The organism is Corallococcus sp. AB011P, from assembly GCF_003611605.1.
In the GTDB taxonomy this organism is placed as follows: domain Bacteria; phylum Myxococcota; class Myxococcia; order Myxococcales; family Myxococcaceae; genus Corallococcus; species Corallococcus coralloides.
Genome location: NZ_RAVX01000004.1, coordinates 407,897 through 424,041, shown reverse-complemented (window position 1 = coordinate 424,041; position 16,145 = coordinate 407,897). Strand labels below are relative to the sequence as shown.

The 16,145-nt window shown below is 72.4% G+C and carries 8 protein-coding genes; 6 read left to right on the top strand and 2 right to left on the bottom strand.

Features of this window, described 5'->3' with window-relative positions:
• Positions 1 to 4 precede the first annotated feature (4 nt).
• Both D7X30_RS14935 and D7X30_RS42890 read left to right on the top strand, forming a co-directional pair.
• The gene (locus tag D7X30_RS14935) at positions 5 to 1,666 is read left to right on the top strand and encodes a DUF262 domain-containing protein (protein WP_120563580.1); all 1,662 of its coding nucleotides are present in this window, start codon (positions 5 to 7) and stop codon (positions 1,664 to 1,666) included.
• Between the two features lies 1 nt (position 1,667).
• Positions 1,668 to 3,662: a HipA domain-containing protein gene (locus D7X30_RS42890; protein WP_233591565.1), complete on the top strand. Its 1,995-nt coding sequence runs from the start codon at positions 1,668 to 1,670 to the stop codon at positions 3,660 to 3,662.
• Here the strand turns inward: D7X30_RS42890 and D7X30_RS14925 are convergent.
• Positions 3,659 to 5,551 (bottom strand): Hint domain-containing protein, encoded by a 1,893-nt coding sequence (locus D7X30_RS14925; protein WP_120563579.1) that lies wholly within the window; start codon positions 5,549 to 5,551, stop codon positions 3,659 to 3,661. The two genes, D7X30_RS42890 and D7X30_RS14925, sit on opposite strands and share 4 nt — an antisense overlap.
• 224 nt (positions 5,552 to 5,775) lie before the next feature.
• On the opposite strand from D7X30_RS14925, the gene D7X30_RS14920 reads away from it, so the two are divergent.
• The 4 genes from D7X30_RS14920 to D7X30_RS14905 all read left to right on the top strand — a co-directional run bounded on the left by D7X30_RS14920 (position 5,776) and on the right by D7X30_RS14905 (position 14,693).
• Positions 5,776 to 7,632: an OPT family oligopeptide transporter gene (locus D7X30_RS14920; RefSeq protein ID WP_120563578.1), complete on the top strand. Its 1,857-nt coding sequence runs from the start codon at positions 5,776 to 5,778 to the stop codon at positions 7,630 to 7,632.
• A gap of 15 nt (positions 7,633 to 7,647) precedes the next feature.
• Positions 7,648 to 11,589 (top strand): serine/threonine-protein kinase PknK, encoded by a 3,942-nt coding sequence (locus D7X30_RS14915; RefSeq protein WP_120563577.1) that lies wholly within the window; start codon positions 7,648 to 7,650, stop codon positions 11,587 to 11,589.
• 119 nt (positions 11,590 to 11,708) lie between these two features.
• A complete protein-coding gene (locus D7X30_RS14910) occupies positions 11,709 to 13,274 on the top strand; it encodes a hypothetical protein (RefSeq protein WP_120563576.1) in 1,566 nt (521 codons plus the stop codon).
• 3 nt (positions 13,275 to 13,277) lie between these two features.
• Positions 13,278 to 14,693 (top strand): serine/threonine-protein kinase, encoded by a 1,416-nt coding sequence (locus tag D7X30_RS14905; protein WP_120563575.1) that lies wholly within the window; start codon positions 13,278 to 13,280, stop codon positions 14,691 to 14,693.
• Between the two features lie 6 nt (positions 14,694 to 14,699).
• On the opposite strand, the gene D7X30_RS14900 is transcribed toward D7X30_RS14905, so the two are convergent.
• Entirely contained in the window at positions 14,700 to 16,115 is a 1,416-nt protein-coding gene (locus D7X30_RS14900; RefSeq protein WP_370051385.1) for a sigma 54-interacting transcriptional regulator, read from the bottom strand.
• Between the last annotated feature and the right edge of the window lie 30 nt (positions 16,116 to 16,145).

The following is a 16,145-nucleotide window of genomic DNA, read 5'->3' as shown; positions in this document are numbered from 1 at the left end:
CGCGATGCCCGCTCCCCTGACGCGGCGCCCGGAGACGAAGTCGTTCAGCATCGAGGACCTGCTCGACCGCGTGCGGCGCGGCGAGGTGCGCATCCCCGACTTCCAGCGCCCCCTGCGGTGGACCGCGGAGGACGTGCGCGACCTGCTGGACAGCGTGTACCGGGGCTATCCCATCGGGACCCTGTTGTTCTGGCGCCGGGAAGCCCCCGCCGCCAATGTCAGCTTCGGCCCCGTGCGCATCGACGCGCCCTCCACCAGCCAGGGCCTGTGGGCCGTGGATGGACAGCAGCGCGTGACTGCGCTCGCGGGCGTGCTGCTGCATCCGTCCTATGGCGACGAGGCCGGACGCGATGACTTCCACCTGTACTTCGACCTGGAGACGGAGGAGCTGCACGCGCCTCCGGAGGCCGGGGCACCGCCACCGCACTGGCTGCCGATGAACGAGGTGCTGGACAGCGAGTCGCTGCTCCACTGGCTCAACCGCTACCCGGGCCGTGAGGCGCACCCGGAGCACCTGCGCGCCGCCATCCGTCTGGGCAAGGCCATCCGCGAGTACCAGGTGCCCGCGTACGTCGTGGACACGGCGGACGAGAAGGTCCTCCGCATCATCTTCAAGCGCCTCAACACCGCGGGCCGCCCGCTCACGGATGAAGAGGTGTTCAACGCGCTGTACGTGGGCTCGCGCTCGCTCAGCCTGGAGTCCGTGACCGAGGGGCTGCGGGAGCTGGGCTTCGGGAGCATCCCGGAGTCGCTGCTGCTGCGCGCCGTGCTGGCCGTGCGTGGCCTGGACTTCACGCGGGGCTACCAGGAACAGCTCAACCAGGACGACGAGCTCACGGAGACCGTCCGCCGCACGGACCGGGCGCTCCGGGACGCCATCGTGTTCCTCAAGCGCGATGCGTTCATCCCGCACCTCAAGCTCCTGCCCGCGCCGGAGAACTCGCTGGTGCTTTTGACGCGGTTCTTCCAGCTGCACCCGGAGCCGACACCGCGTTCGCGCGAGCTGTTGTCGCGCTGGCTCTGGCGCCACATCGTCTTCGGCGGCTGGGAGCTGAAGCCCCCGGAGGCCCTCCAGGTCTTCGCGGCCATCCGCTCCGACGAGGAGCGCTCCCTCCAGACGCTGCTGGCGCAGGTGCCGCCGCCGCTCATCCGCTGGTGGATGGAGACGGGCATGCCCGTCATTCCCCACTCCATCGCGCGGCCCCCGCTGGTCCTGCGCATCGCGATGCTGTCCCTCCAGCCGCGCCACCTGCTGACGGGCGCGGTGCTGGAGCCCGGGGAGCTGCTGGAGCAGCCGGGCGACGGCTTCCAGCCCCTCCTTCCCGCGGGCGACCCCCGGTGGAGCACGCAGCGGGTCTTTGACCGGAGGACGGTCCGGCGCCTGATGGAAGGGACCTTCAACTTCCTCTTCCATCCCCCGGTGCCGGGACACGCCCTCTCCCAGATGCTCGAAGCGCAGCCGCCTCCGGGCGAGGACATCCTCCACAGCCACGGCCTCAGCCCGCAGGCCCTGGAGTCCTTGCGGCGCAATGACGGCGCGTTCCTCCACCTGCGCCAGATGGTCCTGGAGCCCGTCCTGCGCCAGTTCATGGAGGCCCGCACGCGCTGGGACGACTCGGACCGGCCTTCGCTCCAGTCGATGATCATCGACGACGATGAGGACTGACATGGACCCCACGCTCCCCGTGTCCACCACGGGCATCCTCGACGTCCTCATTGGCGACGTGCACGTCGGCACGCTCACGCTGCTCGCGGACGAGCGCATCGAGTTCAGCCTCTCCGAGGACTACCGCCAGCGCTACCCGCGCCCCGTGCTGGGCCAGTTCTTCGAGGACGACCTGTCGCGCCGCCACACCAGCCGCATGCGGCTGCCGCCGTTCTTCTCCAACCTCCTGCCCGAAGGCCCGCTGCGCGACCTCATCTCCGAACGCCAGCACATCGCCCGGCAGCGCGAGTTCTTCTTCATCGCCCACCTGGGCGCGGACCTCTCCGGCGCCGTCATCGTCCGCCCCGCGGGTGAGCTCGCCGGCCACGACGCGCCGCTCGTGGACGTCCCCGCGGAGCCCGTGTCGGACGGCGAACCGCTGCGCTTCTCGCTCGCGGGCGTGCAGCTCAAGTTCTCCATGCTCCGGCGCGACCGGGGCATGACGCTGCCCATGGGCGGCCTGGGCGGAGACTGGATCGTCAAGCTCCCGGACAACCGCTACGACCGCGTGCCGGAGAACGAGCTGTCCGTGATGACGTGGGCGCGGGCCACCGGCATCGACGTGCCGGAGCTCCAGCTGCTCCCGGTCTCCGAGCTGCACGGCCTTCCGGAGGGCATCACCCTGCGCGAGGACCTGGCGTACGCCATCCGCCGCTTCGACCGGCCGTCCCCCGGCCGCCGCGTGCACATGGAGGACCTGGCGCAGGTGCTGGGGCTGTACTCCGACGAGAAGTACAAGAAGTACAACTACGAGACCATCGCCAACGTGCTGCTCAAGGTCGCGGGCCTGGAAGCGCTCCAGGAGTTCCTGCGGCGGCTGGTGTTCATCATCGCGTGCGGCAACGGCGACGCGCACCACAAGAACTGGTCGCTCTACTATCCGGACGGCACGCGCCCCACGCTGTCGCCCGCGTACGACTTCGTCTCCACCATCCAGTACATGCCGCAGGATCAGCTCGCGCTGAACCTGGCGAAGTCCAAGCGCTTCGAGGACGTGTCGCTCCAGAGCTTCGAGCGCCTGGCGCGCAAGCTGGGCCTGGCGGACGAGGACGTCCTCCCGGTGGTGAAGGGCGCCGTCGAAGTCGCGCTCGACACGTGGACCACGCTGCGCGCGGACCTGCCCATGCCGGAGCTCTTCAAGCAGCGCATCGAGGAGCACTGGAAGCGCGTCCCGCTGCTCCAGGGCAACGTGAAGCGCAGCGCGGGCGAGCTGCGCCAGACGGTCAACGCCTTCTTCACCCTCTACAACGAGCTGCCCCGCCTGGGCCCCGGCAGCGACGCCTGCACCCGGGATGCGCTGCGGCGCCTGTCCCCGCTGCCTCCCTCGCCGCGCGTGCTGGACCTGGGCGCGGGCACCGGACGGCAGTCGCTGGTGCTCGCGCGGGAGCTGGGCACGCGCGTCACCGCCGTGGACCTGCACCGGCCCTACCTCGACAGGCTGGAGCGCGAGGCCCGCGAGCAGGGACTGGCGGACGCCATCGTCACGCGTCAGGAGGACATGAGCGCGCTGTCGCTGCCGCCTGCTTCCGTCGACCTGCTCTGGTCCGAGGGCGCCATCTACCTGGTGGGCTTCGAGCAGGGGCTGCGCCAGTGGCGGCCGTTGCTCGCGCCCGGTGGGCGGGTGGCCGTCACCGAGTGCACCTGGCTCACGGACGTCCGGCCCCCGGAGGCGGTGCGCTTCTGGTCCGCCGGGTACCCGTCCATGGGCAACATCGCCCAGAACCGAGCCAGCGCGGAGGCGGCGGGCTTCACGGTGCTGGACACCTTCACGCTGCCCGCGTCCGCGTGGTGGGACGACTACTACACGCCGCTCCTGCAGCGCATCGAACGGCTGCGCCCCACCGCGGACGCGGCGCTGCGCGAGGTCATCGCGGCGGCGGAACAGGAGGTGAACCTGTACCGCCGCCACGGGGACAGCTACGGCTACGTCTTCTACCTGCTGCGTTCGCGCGATTAGCGGCGGCTGTTCAGGTAGTCCGCGTGCCACGCGGCGGGCAGCACGGCCAGCACGTCCGAGGAGACGGGCGAGTGCTTCTCACGCGCCAGGTCCGTCTGCATGCGCGCGTCACCGACCAGGAAGCCGTTGGCGATGAGCGTGTGCTCCTTCGCGCCCACGTCCAGCAGCTCCGTGTCCGTGCCCAGGGTCAGGTTGTAGACCTGGCCCTTGAAGGGCACGCGCTCCACGGAGGCCAGCGTCGCCTCGCCGTCCTTCGTCAGCAGCACGTCGCCCACCGCGAGCTCGCCCGCCGTCACGACGCCGCGGGTGCGGCTGACCATGGGGTGGGTGTTGGTGACGAGCACGTCCTGGCCCTTGCCCGCCTTCAGGCGGACCATGGGCTGGGACTCGGTGCCCTTCGTCACGGTGGTGACGGTGAGGGCGCGGCCGTCCGCGTTCGACAGCACGCGGTCACCGACCTTCACGGACTCCACGGGGACGGACTTGCCGTCCGCGCGCAGCACGCGCGTGCCCGCCGCGAGGCAGCTGTTCTTGAAGTCCAGCACCGCCAGCCGGCGGAAGCCCACGCGCGTCACCGGGCTGAAGCCGCCACCGGAGCGGGGGCACGTCGCCACCACGGTGGTGAAGGCCTGCATCGCCACGTCCTGCTCGTGGGCCAGGCAGTCCGTACCCAGGTCCATCAGCCCGTTGAAGGGAATGCTGGACGCGTCCACGCCCGTGCCCAGCGGCAGGCTGCCCGTGAGCACGACCTGGCCCGGCGTGGTCGCCGCGACGTTGTTCACCTTGCAGCGGCCACCCGCGCTCAGGAGGACGATGTTCACCTCGCTCTTCACCGACTGCACGGAGCAGTTGGCCGGCAGGCCCGTCACGTAGGTGCCCTGCGCCGGCAGGTACAGCTTGGCCGCGTTGAACGCGCCCGGCGTGGGCCAGTAGGCCGTCGTGTCCGGCAGCCACTTCTTCGCGACCACGGACTGCTGGGCGTTCACCGCCGCCACGCCCGTGTAGCCGCCCGCGAAGGCGGTGATGTTGCCGGCCGCGTCCTTCTTCGCCAGCGTGTAGTCGCAGTCCAGCGCGCCCGTCGCGGAGCCGCGCTCCAGGCAGGTGCGGATGGCGTTGCCCGCCAGGCCCGTGCCGATGAGCTCACGCGGGTGGTCGAAGTTCAGGCCCGGCGGCAGCAGCAGCACCGTGGTGTCCGCGGTGGAGTAGAAGGTCTCCATCCGGCCGCTGGCCTCGTCGTAGGCCATTGCCACCGAGTCGTAATACAGGACCCGGTCCGGACCCGCGTCCAGCACCACGTTCAGCGGATCCGTCTCCAGCGTCTTGGCCAGGTAGTCCTCCGTGGCCGTCGTGGCCAGCAGCTGGAACTCCTGGCGGTCCGGCGTCGTGGAGTACGCGTTGAAGTCCACGTAGGAGTAGTCCGCCCCGCCAGCGCAGGTGAGGTAGCCCGAGCCCTCGAACGTCGTCTCACCGTTGCCGTGAGCAATCTCCTCCAGCGGCAGCAGGTGGCCGCACCACTCGGCGGTCGTGGTCTGTGCCTTCACGTCGCCGGAGGCCCTCTGGGCCAGCACGCGCTCACGCTGCCGCGACAGGCTGGAGAACAGGCGCGGGGAGTTGGCCGGGGTGTTGCCCGCCGCCTCCAGGCGCTTCATCAGGAAGGCGTACTGATCCGCGTCGCCCAGGTCGAGCGGCATCTGGGTGCCATTGGCGTGCTGCTGCTTCCACTGCGCGTACAGCTTCGACATCTTCAGCGAGTCGTGGGCCCGGTCCTGGCGCACGGCGGCCGCCGGAGCTTCGCGCGTGGGTTCGGCCGTGCAGCCGGCCATGAGGGGAGTCGAGAACACCATCGCCGACAGGGCGAGGCGCTTCCAGCTGGGGGTGACGTGGAGCATCGGGGAACTCCGCGAACCGGACGCCGACTCACCATGAGTGTTGGCTCGGTTCACATCGAGTATGCATCCGACAGTTCCTGATGTCCCATGAAATCAGATTGACGTCTGTGACATCTGGGTGCCTGTGATTAAGAGGGTGGGGACGACAGGGATTGAAACATCCCGGGTCGCGGCTGAGCGGGGATGTAGCGCGGGAGGGGGCGAACGGAGAGGATGGGCCGCGCATGCCGGCCCCCGCCCCCCGAGCCGTCCCCGCCGGGGACACGCCCACCGACGCCTCGCTGACGCTGCTGCGCATCCCCGGCACGACGCAGGCGGAGGTGGACACCTACTGGCTCACGCGCGTGTACCAGGGCGACCGGCTGCCCCAGCTCACCCTGCGCGCGGTGCTCCTGGGCGCGGGGCTGGGCGTGCTCACCTGCGCCACCAACCTCTACGCGGGCCTGAAGACGGGCGTGGCGTTCGGCGTGGCCATCACCGCCGCGCTGCTCGCGTCCGCGACACATGGGGCGCTCCGGCGCTTGAGCCCCCGTGTCGCGGGGAGCCCGCTGTCCCTGCTGGAACTGGGCTGCGCGCAGACGGTGGCGTCGTCGGCGGGGTATGCGACGGGCGGCGCGCTCGTGTCGGTGCAGGGGGCGTGGCTGCTGACAACGGGGCACCACCTGCCTGGGGTGACGTTGCTCGCGTGGACGTTCCTGTTGTCCGCGCTGGGCGTCCTGTTCGCGGTGCCGCTCAAGCGGCAGTTGGTGGACCGGGAGCAGCTCCCGTTCGCGTCCGGGACGGCCGCGGCGGCGACGGCTCGCGCGCTGCACTCGGGCGGGGAGACGGCGGGGCCCCGGCTGCGCATGCTGGGCGTGGGCGGGCTGATCGCTGGCGTGTTGACGCTCGCTCGCGATGGGTTCGGGCGCGTGCCTTATGCGTATGCGTTTCCCGGGACGCTGGGTGGCGTGTCGCTGGAGCGGTTGGGGTTCGCGCTGGAGACGGGGTTGATGCCGGTGGGCGGGGGCGCGCTGCTGGGCGTGCGCGTCACTGCGTCCATGTGGCTGGGGGCGCTCGTGGTCCATGGCGTCGTCGCGCCCCGGTTGATGGCGGCGGGCGTGGTGGCTCCGGATGGGGACTTCCTCGCGTGGGCGCTGTGGCCGGGCGCGGCGGCGCTCACCACCGCGTCGCTGTTGCAGTTCGCGCTCCAGGCCCGCGTGTGGGGCCGGGCGCTGCGGGGGCTTTGGAGCCGCGAGCCGCGTCAGGCACCGCATCCCATTGAAGCGCTCCAGGTGCCCGGGCGGTGGTGGGTGGCGGGGATGCTGGTGCTGACGCCCGCGACGGTGGCGCTGGCGAGGGTGGGCTTCGACGTGCCGGTGCCGCACGCGCTGCTCGCGGTGGCGCTGTCGTTCGTGCTGTGTCTCATCTCCTGCCGTGTCACGGGGGAGACGGACATGAGCCCCGTGGGCGCGCTGGGGCAGGTGACGCAGCTCACGTATGGCGTGCTGCTGCCCGGGGACGTGCGCGCGAACCTGGCGACGGCGGGCCTCACGGTCAACGCGGCGTCCTCCTCCGCGGACCTGCTCACGGACCTGAAGGCGGGGCACCTGCTGGGCGCGAATCCGCGCCGCGTGTTCCTGGCGCAGCTGGTGGGGTGTGTCGTGGGCGCGCTGGTGGTGGTGCCGCTGTTCTACCTGCTGGTGCCGGAGCCCTCCGTGCTGGGCTCGGAGCGCTTCCCGGCGCCGGCCGCGACGGTGACGGCGGGTGTGGCGCAGGTGCTGGCGTCAGGGCTGGATGCCGTCTCGGCGGACCTGCGGATCGCCATGGCCTGGGCCGCGGGCGCGGCGGCCGTCCTCACGCTGGGCGAGCAGGCGTTGCCGGAGCGCTTCCGCGGCTGGACGCCCTCGGCGGTAGGGGTGGGGCTGGCGTGTCTGCTGCCTGCCTCCACCTGCCTGGGGTTCTTCCTGGGCGGGCTGGGGTGGGAGCTGGCCCGACGGTGGAGGCCCGCGTCGGAAGGGCCGGGCGTGACGCTGGCGGCCGGGCTCATCGCGGGCGAGGGACTGGTGGGGGTAGGCATCGTGCTGGCGCAAGCGCTCTGGTAGCCTTCGGGCATCCGCATGCGCTGTCCGGTCTGCCACCGCCGCCTCGCTCCCGGCGCGGCGTGTCCCGTGAATGGCGTCGCCGCCGAGCCGGGTTTCCCCCTGGAGCCGTTGGCGATCCCAGACGTCCCCGGCCTGTCCGGTGCCACCCTGTTGGGAGTGGGGGGCTTCGCTCACGTCTTCACCGCGGTGCGCGAAGCGGAGGGTCGCGAGGTGGCGCTCAAGGTGGGACTGGGGCCGCACCATGCGCGCTTCGCCCATGAGGCGGAGGCGCTCCGGCGCGTAGGGCCACCCACGGTGCCCCAGGTGCTGGAGGAGGGGCGGGTGGGGGGCAGGCCCTTCCTGGTGCAGGAGCTGTTGCGAGGGCAGACGCTCGCGGCGTGGATGGCGGCGCTGCCAGGGACGGGCGCGGCGTCCGTAGCGCGCGTGCGGGAGCTGCTGACGGGGCTGTGTCCGGCGGTGGCGCGCGTGCATGCGGTGGGGGTCGCGCACCGGGACCTCAAGCCGGAGAACATCTTCCTGCGCGAAGGTGGCGCGCTGAGCCTCCTGGACTTCGGGCTCGCGCGGTGGAGGGACGCGGGGCCGGCGGAGGCGGCGGGCAACCGCGCGGGCACGACGGTCTACATGGCGCCGGAGCAGTGCCTGGACGCGCGCGAGGCGGGCCCGGCGGCGGACATCTACGCGCTGGGCGTCCTGCTCTTCGAACTGCTCACGGGGACGCCGCCCTTCCACGGCACTCCGGACGAGGTGCGCGAAGGCCACGTGAGCCAGCGTCCGCCGCGTGTGTCGGAGCGTGCAGCGGTCCCGGTGGCGCTGGACGCGGTGGTGGCGCGGTGCCTGGCCAAGGAGCCGGCGCAACGGTACGCGAGCGCGGAGGAGGTGCTGGCCGCGTTCGAGGCCGCGTGCGCGGAAGGGCCTTCGCTGTCTGGTGTCGTCGGGGCGAGGGATGCGCGGCCGGCGCAGGCGCTGGTGACGTTCGCGGGCGCGCGTCCGGTGGCGGTGCTGGGGCTGCGCACGGCCGCGTCGGTGGAAGGGCTGGCGGCCACGCTGGAGCCGTTCGGCGGAGTGCTGGCGCGGGTCGCGGCGGGCGGCTACCTGCTCGTCTTCTGCGAGTCGTTGTCCGCGGAGGCGAACGTGCGCGCGGGCGCGCTCGCGGCACGGCGGTTGGTGGAGTCTGGAGAGGCCTCGGCGGTCCTGCACGTCGCGGTGCTGTACGTGCATCCGGGCACCACGTTGCCGCGCATCGCGGGCGCCGCGCTGGAGCGGCCGGAGACGTGGTGGGGAAGGGCACTCGCGCAAGGCGAGGTGCGGGTGTCACCGGAGGCGGTCGCGCGGCTCGAGCCTGGATGGATCGAGCCCGTCACCCGGCAGGACGACAGTGACGCCGAGCCCGTAAGCCGTGAGTCCATTCCCTCGCAAGCGGCCGGAGAGGGCGAACACGCCGCGACACAGGCAGCCGGGACACGTGAATCTGCCGTGCCGCGAGCAGCCGCGGAGGGCGCACGCGCGGCGTCACCGCGCCCCGTGGACGCCGCGCGCGAGAACGGAGCGGTCTTCCGTCTGCGCCTCCACGACGAGGACGGCGCTCGTGCTGATGGAGAGCCTCCTCCGTTCGTGGGCCGCGAAGCGCTGCTGGATGCACTGGTCGCGGACGCGGCGCGGAGCCTGTCGTCCTCGGCTCCGGGCCTGGGCGTGCTCACCGGTGAGGTGGGGCATGGCAAGTCACGGTTGCTCAAGGCGCTCGCGCTCCAGTTGGAGTCCGCGGGCCATGCCCGGGTCGTCCGACTGCGCGCGCCGCCGCCAGATGCGTCGCTGTCCAACGCCCTGCTGGACTCCCTGCGCGCCGTCGCGGGCCGTCCGTCCGCGGAGCCTCGCATCCTGGCCGAGGCACTCCTCGCCCAGGCCCGTGAAACCCCGCTCGTGCTGTTGCTGGACGATGCGCACCTCGCGGATCCCCTGAGCCTGGATGTGCTCGAGCGCGCCACGCTCGAAGGTCCGAGGGCGCCCCTGTGGATCTGCGTCGCCGGACGGCCTTCGCTGCTGGGCCTGCGTCCCCACCTGGGCGAGCGCAGTGCCCAGGCCTCACGCCACACGCTGCCGCCCCTGCCTCCGGAAGCCAGCCGTGCGGTGCTCGTCCACCTGCTGCGCCCGGCGGAGCACATCCCCGAACCCGTGCTCGCGCGCCTGGAGCTCCTGGCGCAGGGCGTGCCCCTGTCCCTCGTCGAGCTGGCCCGCGCACTCCGCGCCGCCGGGGCCCTGCGTTCAGCGCCGGGCGGTGGATGGTACGTCGCGCCGGACGCGCTGCTGGACGTCTCCGTCACGCCGCTCTTTGAACGGCTGGCCCCACGCGTGCTCGCGAGCCTTCCGGAGGCCCACCGTGTGCTCGCGCGGCTGTGCGCGGTGCTCGGCACGGAGGTGGACGTCGCACGGGTGGACGCGGCCCTGCGCCACCTCACCGCTGGGCCGGAGCTGTCGCGCGCCGCCGCCCTGGACGCGGGCGCCGGCCTGCAACGGCTGACCCGCGCGGGCCTCCTGCGTCCCACCGGTCCGGGGCGCTTCGCCTTCCGCCACCCGCTCCTGCGCGAGGCCCTGGAGGCCCTGCTGCCTCCCGCGCCCCGCCGCGCGCTGCACGCCGCCGCGCTCAAGGCCAGCGTGGGGGATGACGTGGCCGAACGCCGCCGCCGGGCCCACCACGCGGCCGTCTGCGGCGCCCACCTGGAGGCCTCGCGCGACTACCTGTCGCTGGCGGAGGAGGCCCGCACCGGCCACCTCTCCGTGGAAGCGGAGCAGCACTACACACGCGCGCTCGCGCTCCTCCCGGAGTCCGACGACGCGAGAAGGGCCCAGGCGCTCGCGGGACGGGGCAAGGTCCGCCACCGCCTCCAGCGCTTCCGTGAAAGCCTCGCGGACCTGTCCACCGCGCGCGCCCTGGCCCGCACCCGAGGCGACGCCGCGCTCGAAGTGGACCTGCTCCTGGAGGAAGCCACCGCGCGCGACTGGATGGAGGACTCGGAGGGCTCCGCCGCCTGCACGCGCGAAGCGCTCGACGCCATCGAGCCCCTGGACGCGCCGCGCCTGTCCCTTCGCTGTGGCCTCGCACGCGGCCGCCTGCACGTGCGTCAGGGCGAATGGGCCGCCGCGACCCGCGTGCTCACCTCCACCGCCGAAGGCGCCGAGCGCGCCCGGGACCACGAGACGCTGGTCGTGTCGCTGGCCCTGCTGGGCGCCGCGCTCACCTTCCTGGACCGCGCGCCGGAAGCGGCCGAACGCTTCGACGAGGCCCTGGAGCGCTGCGAGTCCGCGGGCGACGGACTGCACAAGGCCGCCGTGCTGAGCAACCGCGTCCTCCTGTGGCTCCGCCAGGGTGACGTGCACCGCATGGAAGCGGACCTGCGCCGGGCCATGGCCCTGGGCCGGGAGCTGGCCCACGCGCAGATGGAGCGCTGGTCCACCTTCAACCTGGCGGAGGTCCTCTACATGCAAGGCCGCCTGGACGAAGCGCTCCCCCTCGCGCAGCGCGCGTATGAATTGGGCGTGCGCTTCTTCCGTGAACACCCCGTGCCCGTGGACGCGCTGCTCATCGCTCGCATCCAGGCCGCCGCGGGAGACGAGGCAGCGGCGGCCCGCCAGCTCGCCTGGATTGCCGAGCGCTGTCCGCCGGAATCCCTGCCGCCCACCGCCATCATGCGGCGGCTCGTGGAGCTCCAGGTCCATCAGCAGGCCGCCGGCGCCTTCCTCGCGACGGACTGGGCCGCGCTCCACACCGAAGCGGACGCGCTGGCCTCACCGGATGAGAAAGCGGAGATCCTCCTGCAGGCCACCGACATCGCGCGCCGCACGGGCGCCATGGACGAGGCCCGCGCGTGGCTCGAGCGTGCCGGACCCGCCGTGGCGGAAGCCCCCCTGTGGTCTACGCGTTTCCACGCATTGCGTGCCGCGCTCGCACCCTCAGCGCTGTAACGGGAATCGTTACACGGTGCCGCTCACGTAACCTTTCGCGCTACAGGGAGACAAGAAGGCCGCGCCTGGGGTTTCCTTCCCCTCCCATTTCCAAATCCTACCCAAGGAGTGTTCGCGCGATGGCCTCCTCCGTCCTCCGAGTCCCCTGGTGTTTCCTGTTGCTGGCCCTGACCGGCTGCGAGCCCTCGCTCCCGGAAGACACCACCGCCAGCGCCGATGCCGACGTGACGCTCGGCACGAGCAAGGCGGACATCCGCATCGCCAACTCGCTCACGACGCGGGAGCTGGTGCTCAACGCCATCGCCGCGAACCACGACGCCAACGCGGCCCTGTCCACCAACACGCTGGAGTCCCTCTTCGACCCCGACGAGATGATCCCCGGCGCGGACAGCGCGCTCGTCAACCACCAGCTCCGCGACCCGTACGCGCAGCGCTTCATGGCGTACCTGGTGAGCTGTGCGTTGGGCGAGGGCGAGACGCTCGAATACCTCAACCCCTTCAAACCCGCTGGCGCCCAGCGCAGTGAATGGGCCGGCTCCGCGGGCCTCTGTCCGTGGTGGCGCACGCAGGCGCCGGGCGACGCGTGCCTCCGGCGCGTGACGGCGTGTCTCCTGTCGCGCAACAACGGCATGGGCTACCGCGTGGAGCTGTCCATGCGCGGGGAAATCCATGAGCCCGTCCTCTCCATGGCGGAGCCCTTCGCGCTGGACGCGTGGACGGAGCCGCTGGCGCACGTGCCGTCCACGACCGCGTCGGTGAGCAGCGCCGTGCCGTGCGACGAGCAGACGGTGGGCGCGGAGCGGAACTGTGGCTGGAAGATGCACTCGGTGGGGTGGTGTCCGGCGGGCCAGACCATCTCCGTGGGCGCGGGAGGCCCGGCGGTCTGCCCGTCGGGGACGCCGCTGGGCTCCAGCTCCGGAGCGCGCATGGTGCTGCGCGTGTGCAATGGCATCGCCGGCTGCGACAAGACGGACGCGCGGCACGTGGAGTCCAGCCAGGGGTGTGTGCCGGAGTCCACGGACCCCTCGCCCTCCATCGATACGGACCCCTCCGTGAAGTTCACCTGCCCCGTGTCGGGTGGGTACTTCACGGTGATGACCGCGCCCTGGGACAGCGGCGCGGAGGGCACGGCGACCGTGGGCGTCTCGGCCGGAGTGCAGGCGCCGCTCTCCGAGCGCGCCGTGTACCGGGTCCGCGAGGGCGCCTTCTACGGCAACCTCTTCGGCAGGGACGCGCTGCGCGACGACATCAACGTGACGGTGACGTTGGTGGCGGGGCAGAAGGACCGCTACACCGTCAACCGTCCGAAGGGCCGCCAGTCGAAGCCCGTCTTCAAGGACCTCTACTCCTGCTACGACCCGGGTTGGGTGTACGGCCGGGCCTACGCGACCTACCGAGTCTGCGCGCTGCCGGGCACGCAGGAGGACTGCGCGGCCACCGTGACGGGCCCGTGCTGGAGCACCGCCCCGAACGTCCCCTACCAGTGCAAGACGCAGGACGGCCCGCTGCTGTCGGGCGACGGCGACTTCGAGTCCTGCATGGACACGTCCAACCAGCTCTGGGAGGAGCCCGTCACCGTCTTCCTCAACGGCGCGTGCGACCTGGTGGATGAAGAGCACCGCGAGCTGTGCAAGCGCTGGACGGAGCCCCCGCCGCCCCAGGAGAGCTCACGGGGCAAGCGCTAGCCCATGGCGGGCAATGGCGAGGAGGCCCTCTACGGCGAGGAGCTGCGGCCCGGCGCGCTCGTGGGCGAGTGGGTCGTGGACCGCGTCCAGGTCCACGGCCCCGTGTCCGCGCTGTACCGGGCGCGGCACGCGCAATCCGGAGTGCCCGCGGCGCTGAAGGTGCTGCACCCGCAGGTGGCCGCGGCGGCGGTGGCGCTGCGGCGCTTCCGGCGTGAAGCGGCCACGCTGCAGCGGCTGCACCACCCGCACATCGTCACGGTGCTGGGGTACGGCGAGCTGTCGGACGGCCGGCCCTTCATCGCCATGGAGTGGCTGGAGGGGCAGGACCTGGCGGCGGAGCTGGCCACGCGAGGGCCCCTGTCCCCGCGCGAGGTGCTGGAGGTGATGGAGCAGGTGGGCGCGGCGCTGCGCGTGGCGCACGCGGCGGGCGTGGTGCACCGCGACCTGAAGGTGCAGAACGTGGTGCGGCTCGCGCCGGGGCGCGGAGGCCCCGCCGTGAAGCTGGTGGACTTCGGCGTGGCGAAGGGGCTGGTGCCGGGCGCTCCGGGCAGCTCGTCGCTCACGCACACCGGCGTGGTGCTGGGCACGCCGCTGTCCATGGCGCCGGAGCAGATCCGCGGCGAGGTGCCGGACGCGCGCACGGACCTGTACGCCGCGGGCGTGCTGCTCTTCCAACTGCTCACGGGCATGCCGCCCTTCCAGGGCACCACGCGCCATGAGGTGGAGCAGCAGCACCTGCACGCGCCGCCGCCCCGTCCCGGAGAGCACGCGCCGGTGTCCGCCGCGCTGGACGCGGTGGTGCTGCGGTGTCTGCGCAAGGCGCGCGAGGAGCGCCACCCGGACGTGGACGCGCTGCTGGAGGACCTGCGGGGCGCGGTGCTGGGAGGCGCGGCGCCGGTGGAGGTGCCACGCGCGGTGGGGCTGTACGTGGAGGCCCGGCTGACGGGCGAGCCGAACCCCGCCGCCATGGAGGACCTGGACGCGGGCCTGGAGCGCGCGAGCACCCTGGCGCGCGAAGCCGGGCTGGACGTGAGGGTGATGGGCGGCGCGTGCCTGCTTGCCGTTGCCAGCCTCCCGGACGACGTGCGCCGTGAACGTGAGCTGCGCGCGCGGGTGCTGGACGTGGGGCTCGCGCTGACGGGCAAGGACACCTCCACCGCGAGCCTGCTCGTCACCGTGCACGTGGACCGGATGACATCGCGGGAAGACGCTCACGGCTGGACGGAGACCACGGCCTCCGCGTGGGACGCGACGGGCGGGGAAGGGGGCCTGCTCCACCTGCCCGGCTGGGTGCGGGATGACGGAGAAGCGGCCACGCCCATCGTCACCGGCCCGGCGCTGCGGGGACTGGAGGCGGACTTCGTCGCCAGCCCCGTGCCGGAGGCCGCCGAGCGCTGGCGGCTCTCCTCCCGGCGCTGAAGCCGCCTACGGCTTGATGCCGTGCCTGCGCAGCAGCCGGTAGAAGTGCACGCGGTCCATGCCGGCGGTGACGGCGGCCTGGGCCACCTTGCCCTGGTGCTTCTCCAGGAGCGCCCGCAGGTATCTCCGCTCGAAGTCGTCCACCACGCGCCGGCGCTGCTCCGCGTATGGCCGCGACAGGTCCAGCTCCAGCGGGCTGCCCTCCGGGCGCGAGTCCTCCTCCGCCAGGGGCAGCGCGTCCTCGAACACCAGGCAGCGCTCCAGGTGGTTGCGCAGTTCGCGCACGTTGCCCGGCCACGCCGCGTGCCTCAGCCGCGACATGAACTCCGGCGTGCGCAGCGCGCCCGTGCGCTCCGGGTCCGCGCCCAGCGACGCCAGGATGCCCGACACCAGCATGGACAGGTCCTCCGGCCGCTGGCGCAGGGACGGCATGGCGATGCGCAGCACCGCGAGCCGGAAGAACAGGTCGGAGCGGAAGCGGCCCGCGTTCACCTCCGCGCGCAGGTCGCGGTGCGTGGCCGCGATGAGCCGCACGTCCACCGGCTGGTACGTGTTGCTGCCCACCCGGCGAATCTCCCGGTTCTCCAGCACACGCAAGAGCTTGGGCTGCAACTCCGGGGGCAATTCGCCAATCTCGTCCAGGAAGACGGTGCCGCCGTCGGCCTCCTCGAAGACGCCCGCTCGCCGGCTCACCGCGCCGGTGAAGGAGCCCTTCTCGTGGCCGAACAGCTCGCTCTCCAGGATGTGCGCGGGGATGGCGCCGCAGTCCACCACCAGGAACGCCGCGTCCTTGCGCCGGCTGGCCTGGTGGATGGCGAGCGCCGCCTGGCTCTTGCCCGTGCCCGTCTCTCCCTCCAGCAGCACCGTGACGTCGCGCGCGGAGGCCCGCTCCATCATCGCGAAGCAGCCGCGCATGGCCACGGACGTGCCCACCAGCGTGCCGAAGCGCGTCAGCTCCGACAGGGGCAGCCGGTTGCTCTCCGCGCTGAAGTCGAACCGCAGCACCACTCGGCCCAGCCGCAGCAGGCTGCCGCTGCGCAGGATGCCCTCCACCACCTGCACGCCGTCCACGATGACGCCGTTGAGGCTGTCCAGGTCCTTCACCTGCGGGCCCTTGGGCCCGATTCGCACCTCGCAGTGGAAGCGCGACACGGTGGAGTCCTCCACCGCGAAGTCGTTGAGCGGATGCGAGCCCACCGAGCAGGTGTCCGCCGTGGACTCCCACACCGTGCCCGCGCCCGGGCCCTCCACCACGGACAGGCGGAAGCGGCGCACCGTGGGCAGGTCCCCCGGACGGCGGGCCTGCTCATACGGCAGCGTCACGTGGAGCGCGGCCTCCTGCCCCTCCTCGTCCAGGTGGGCGCCCTTGTCCTTCGACTCCCCGGGGGTCCCGTCGACGCGGGTTCGATCCGACACAGACATGCACCTGAAACTACCACGTCCGGGCCACAC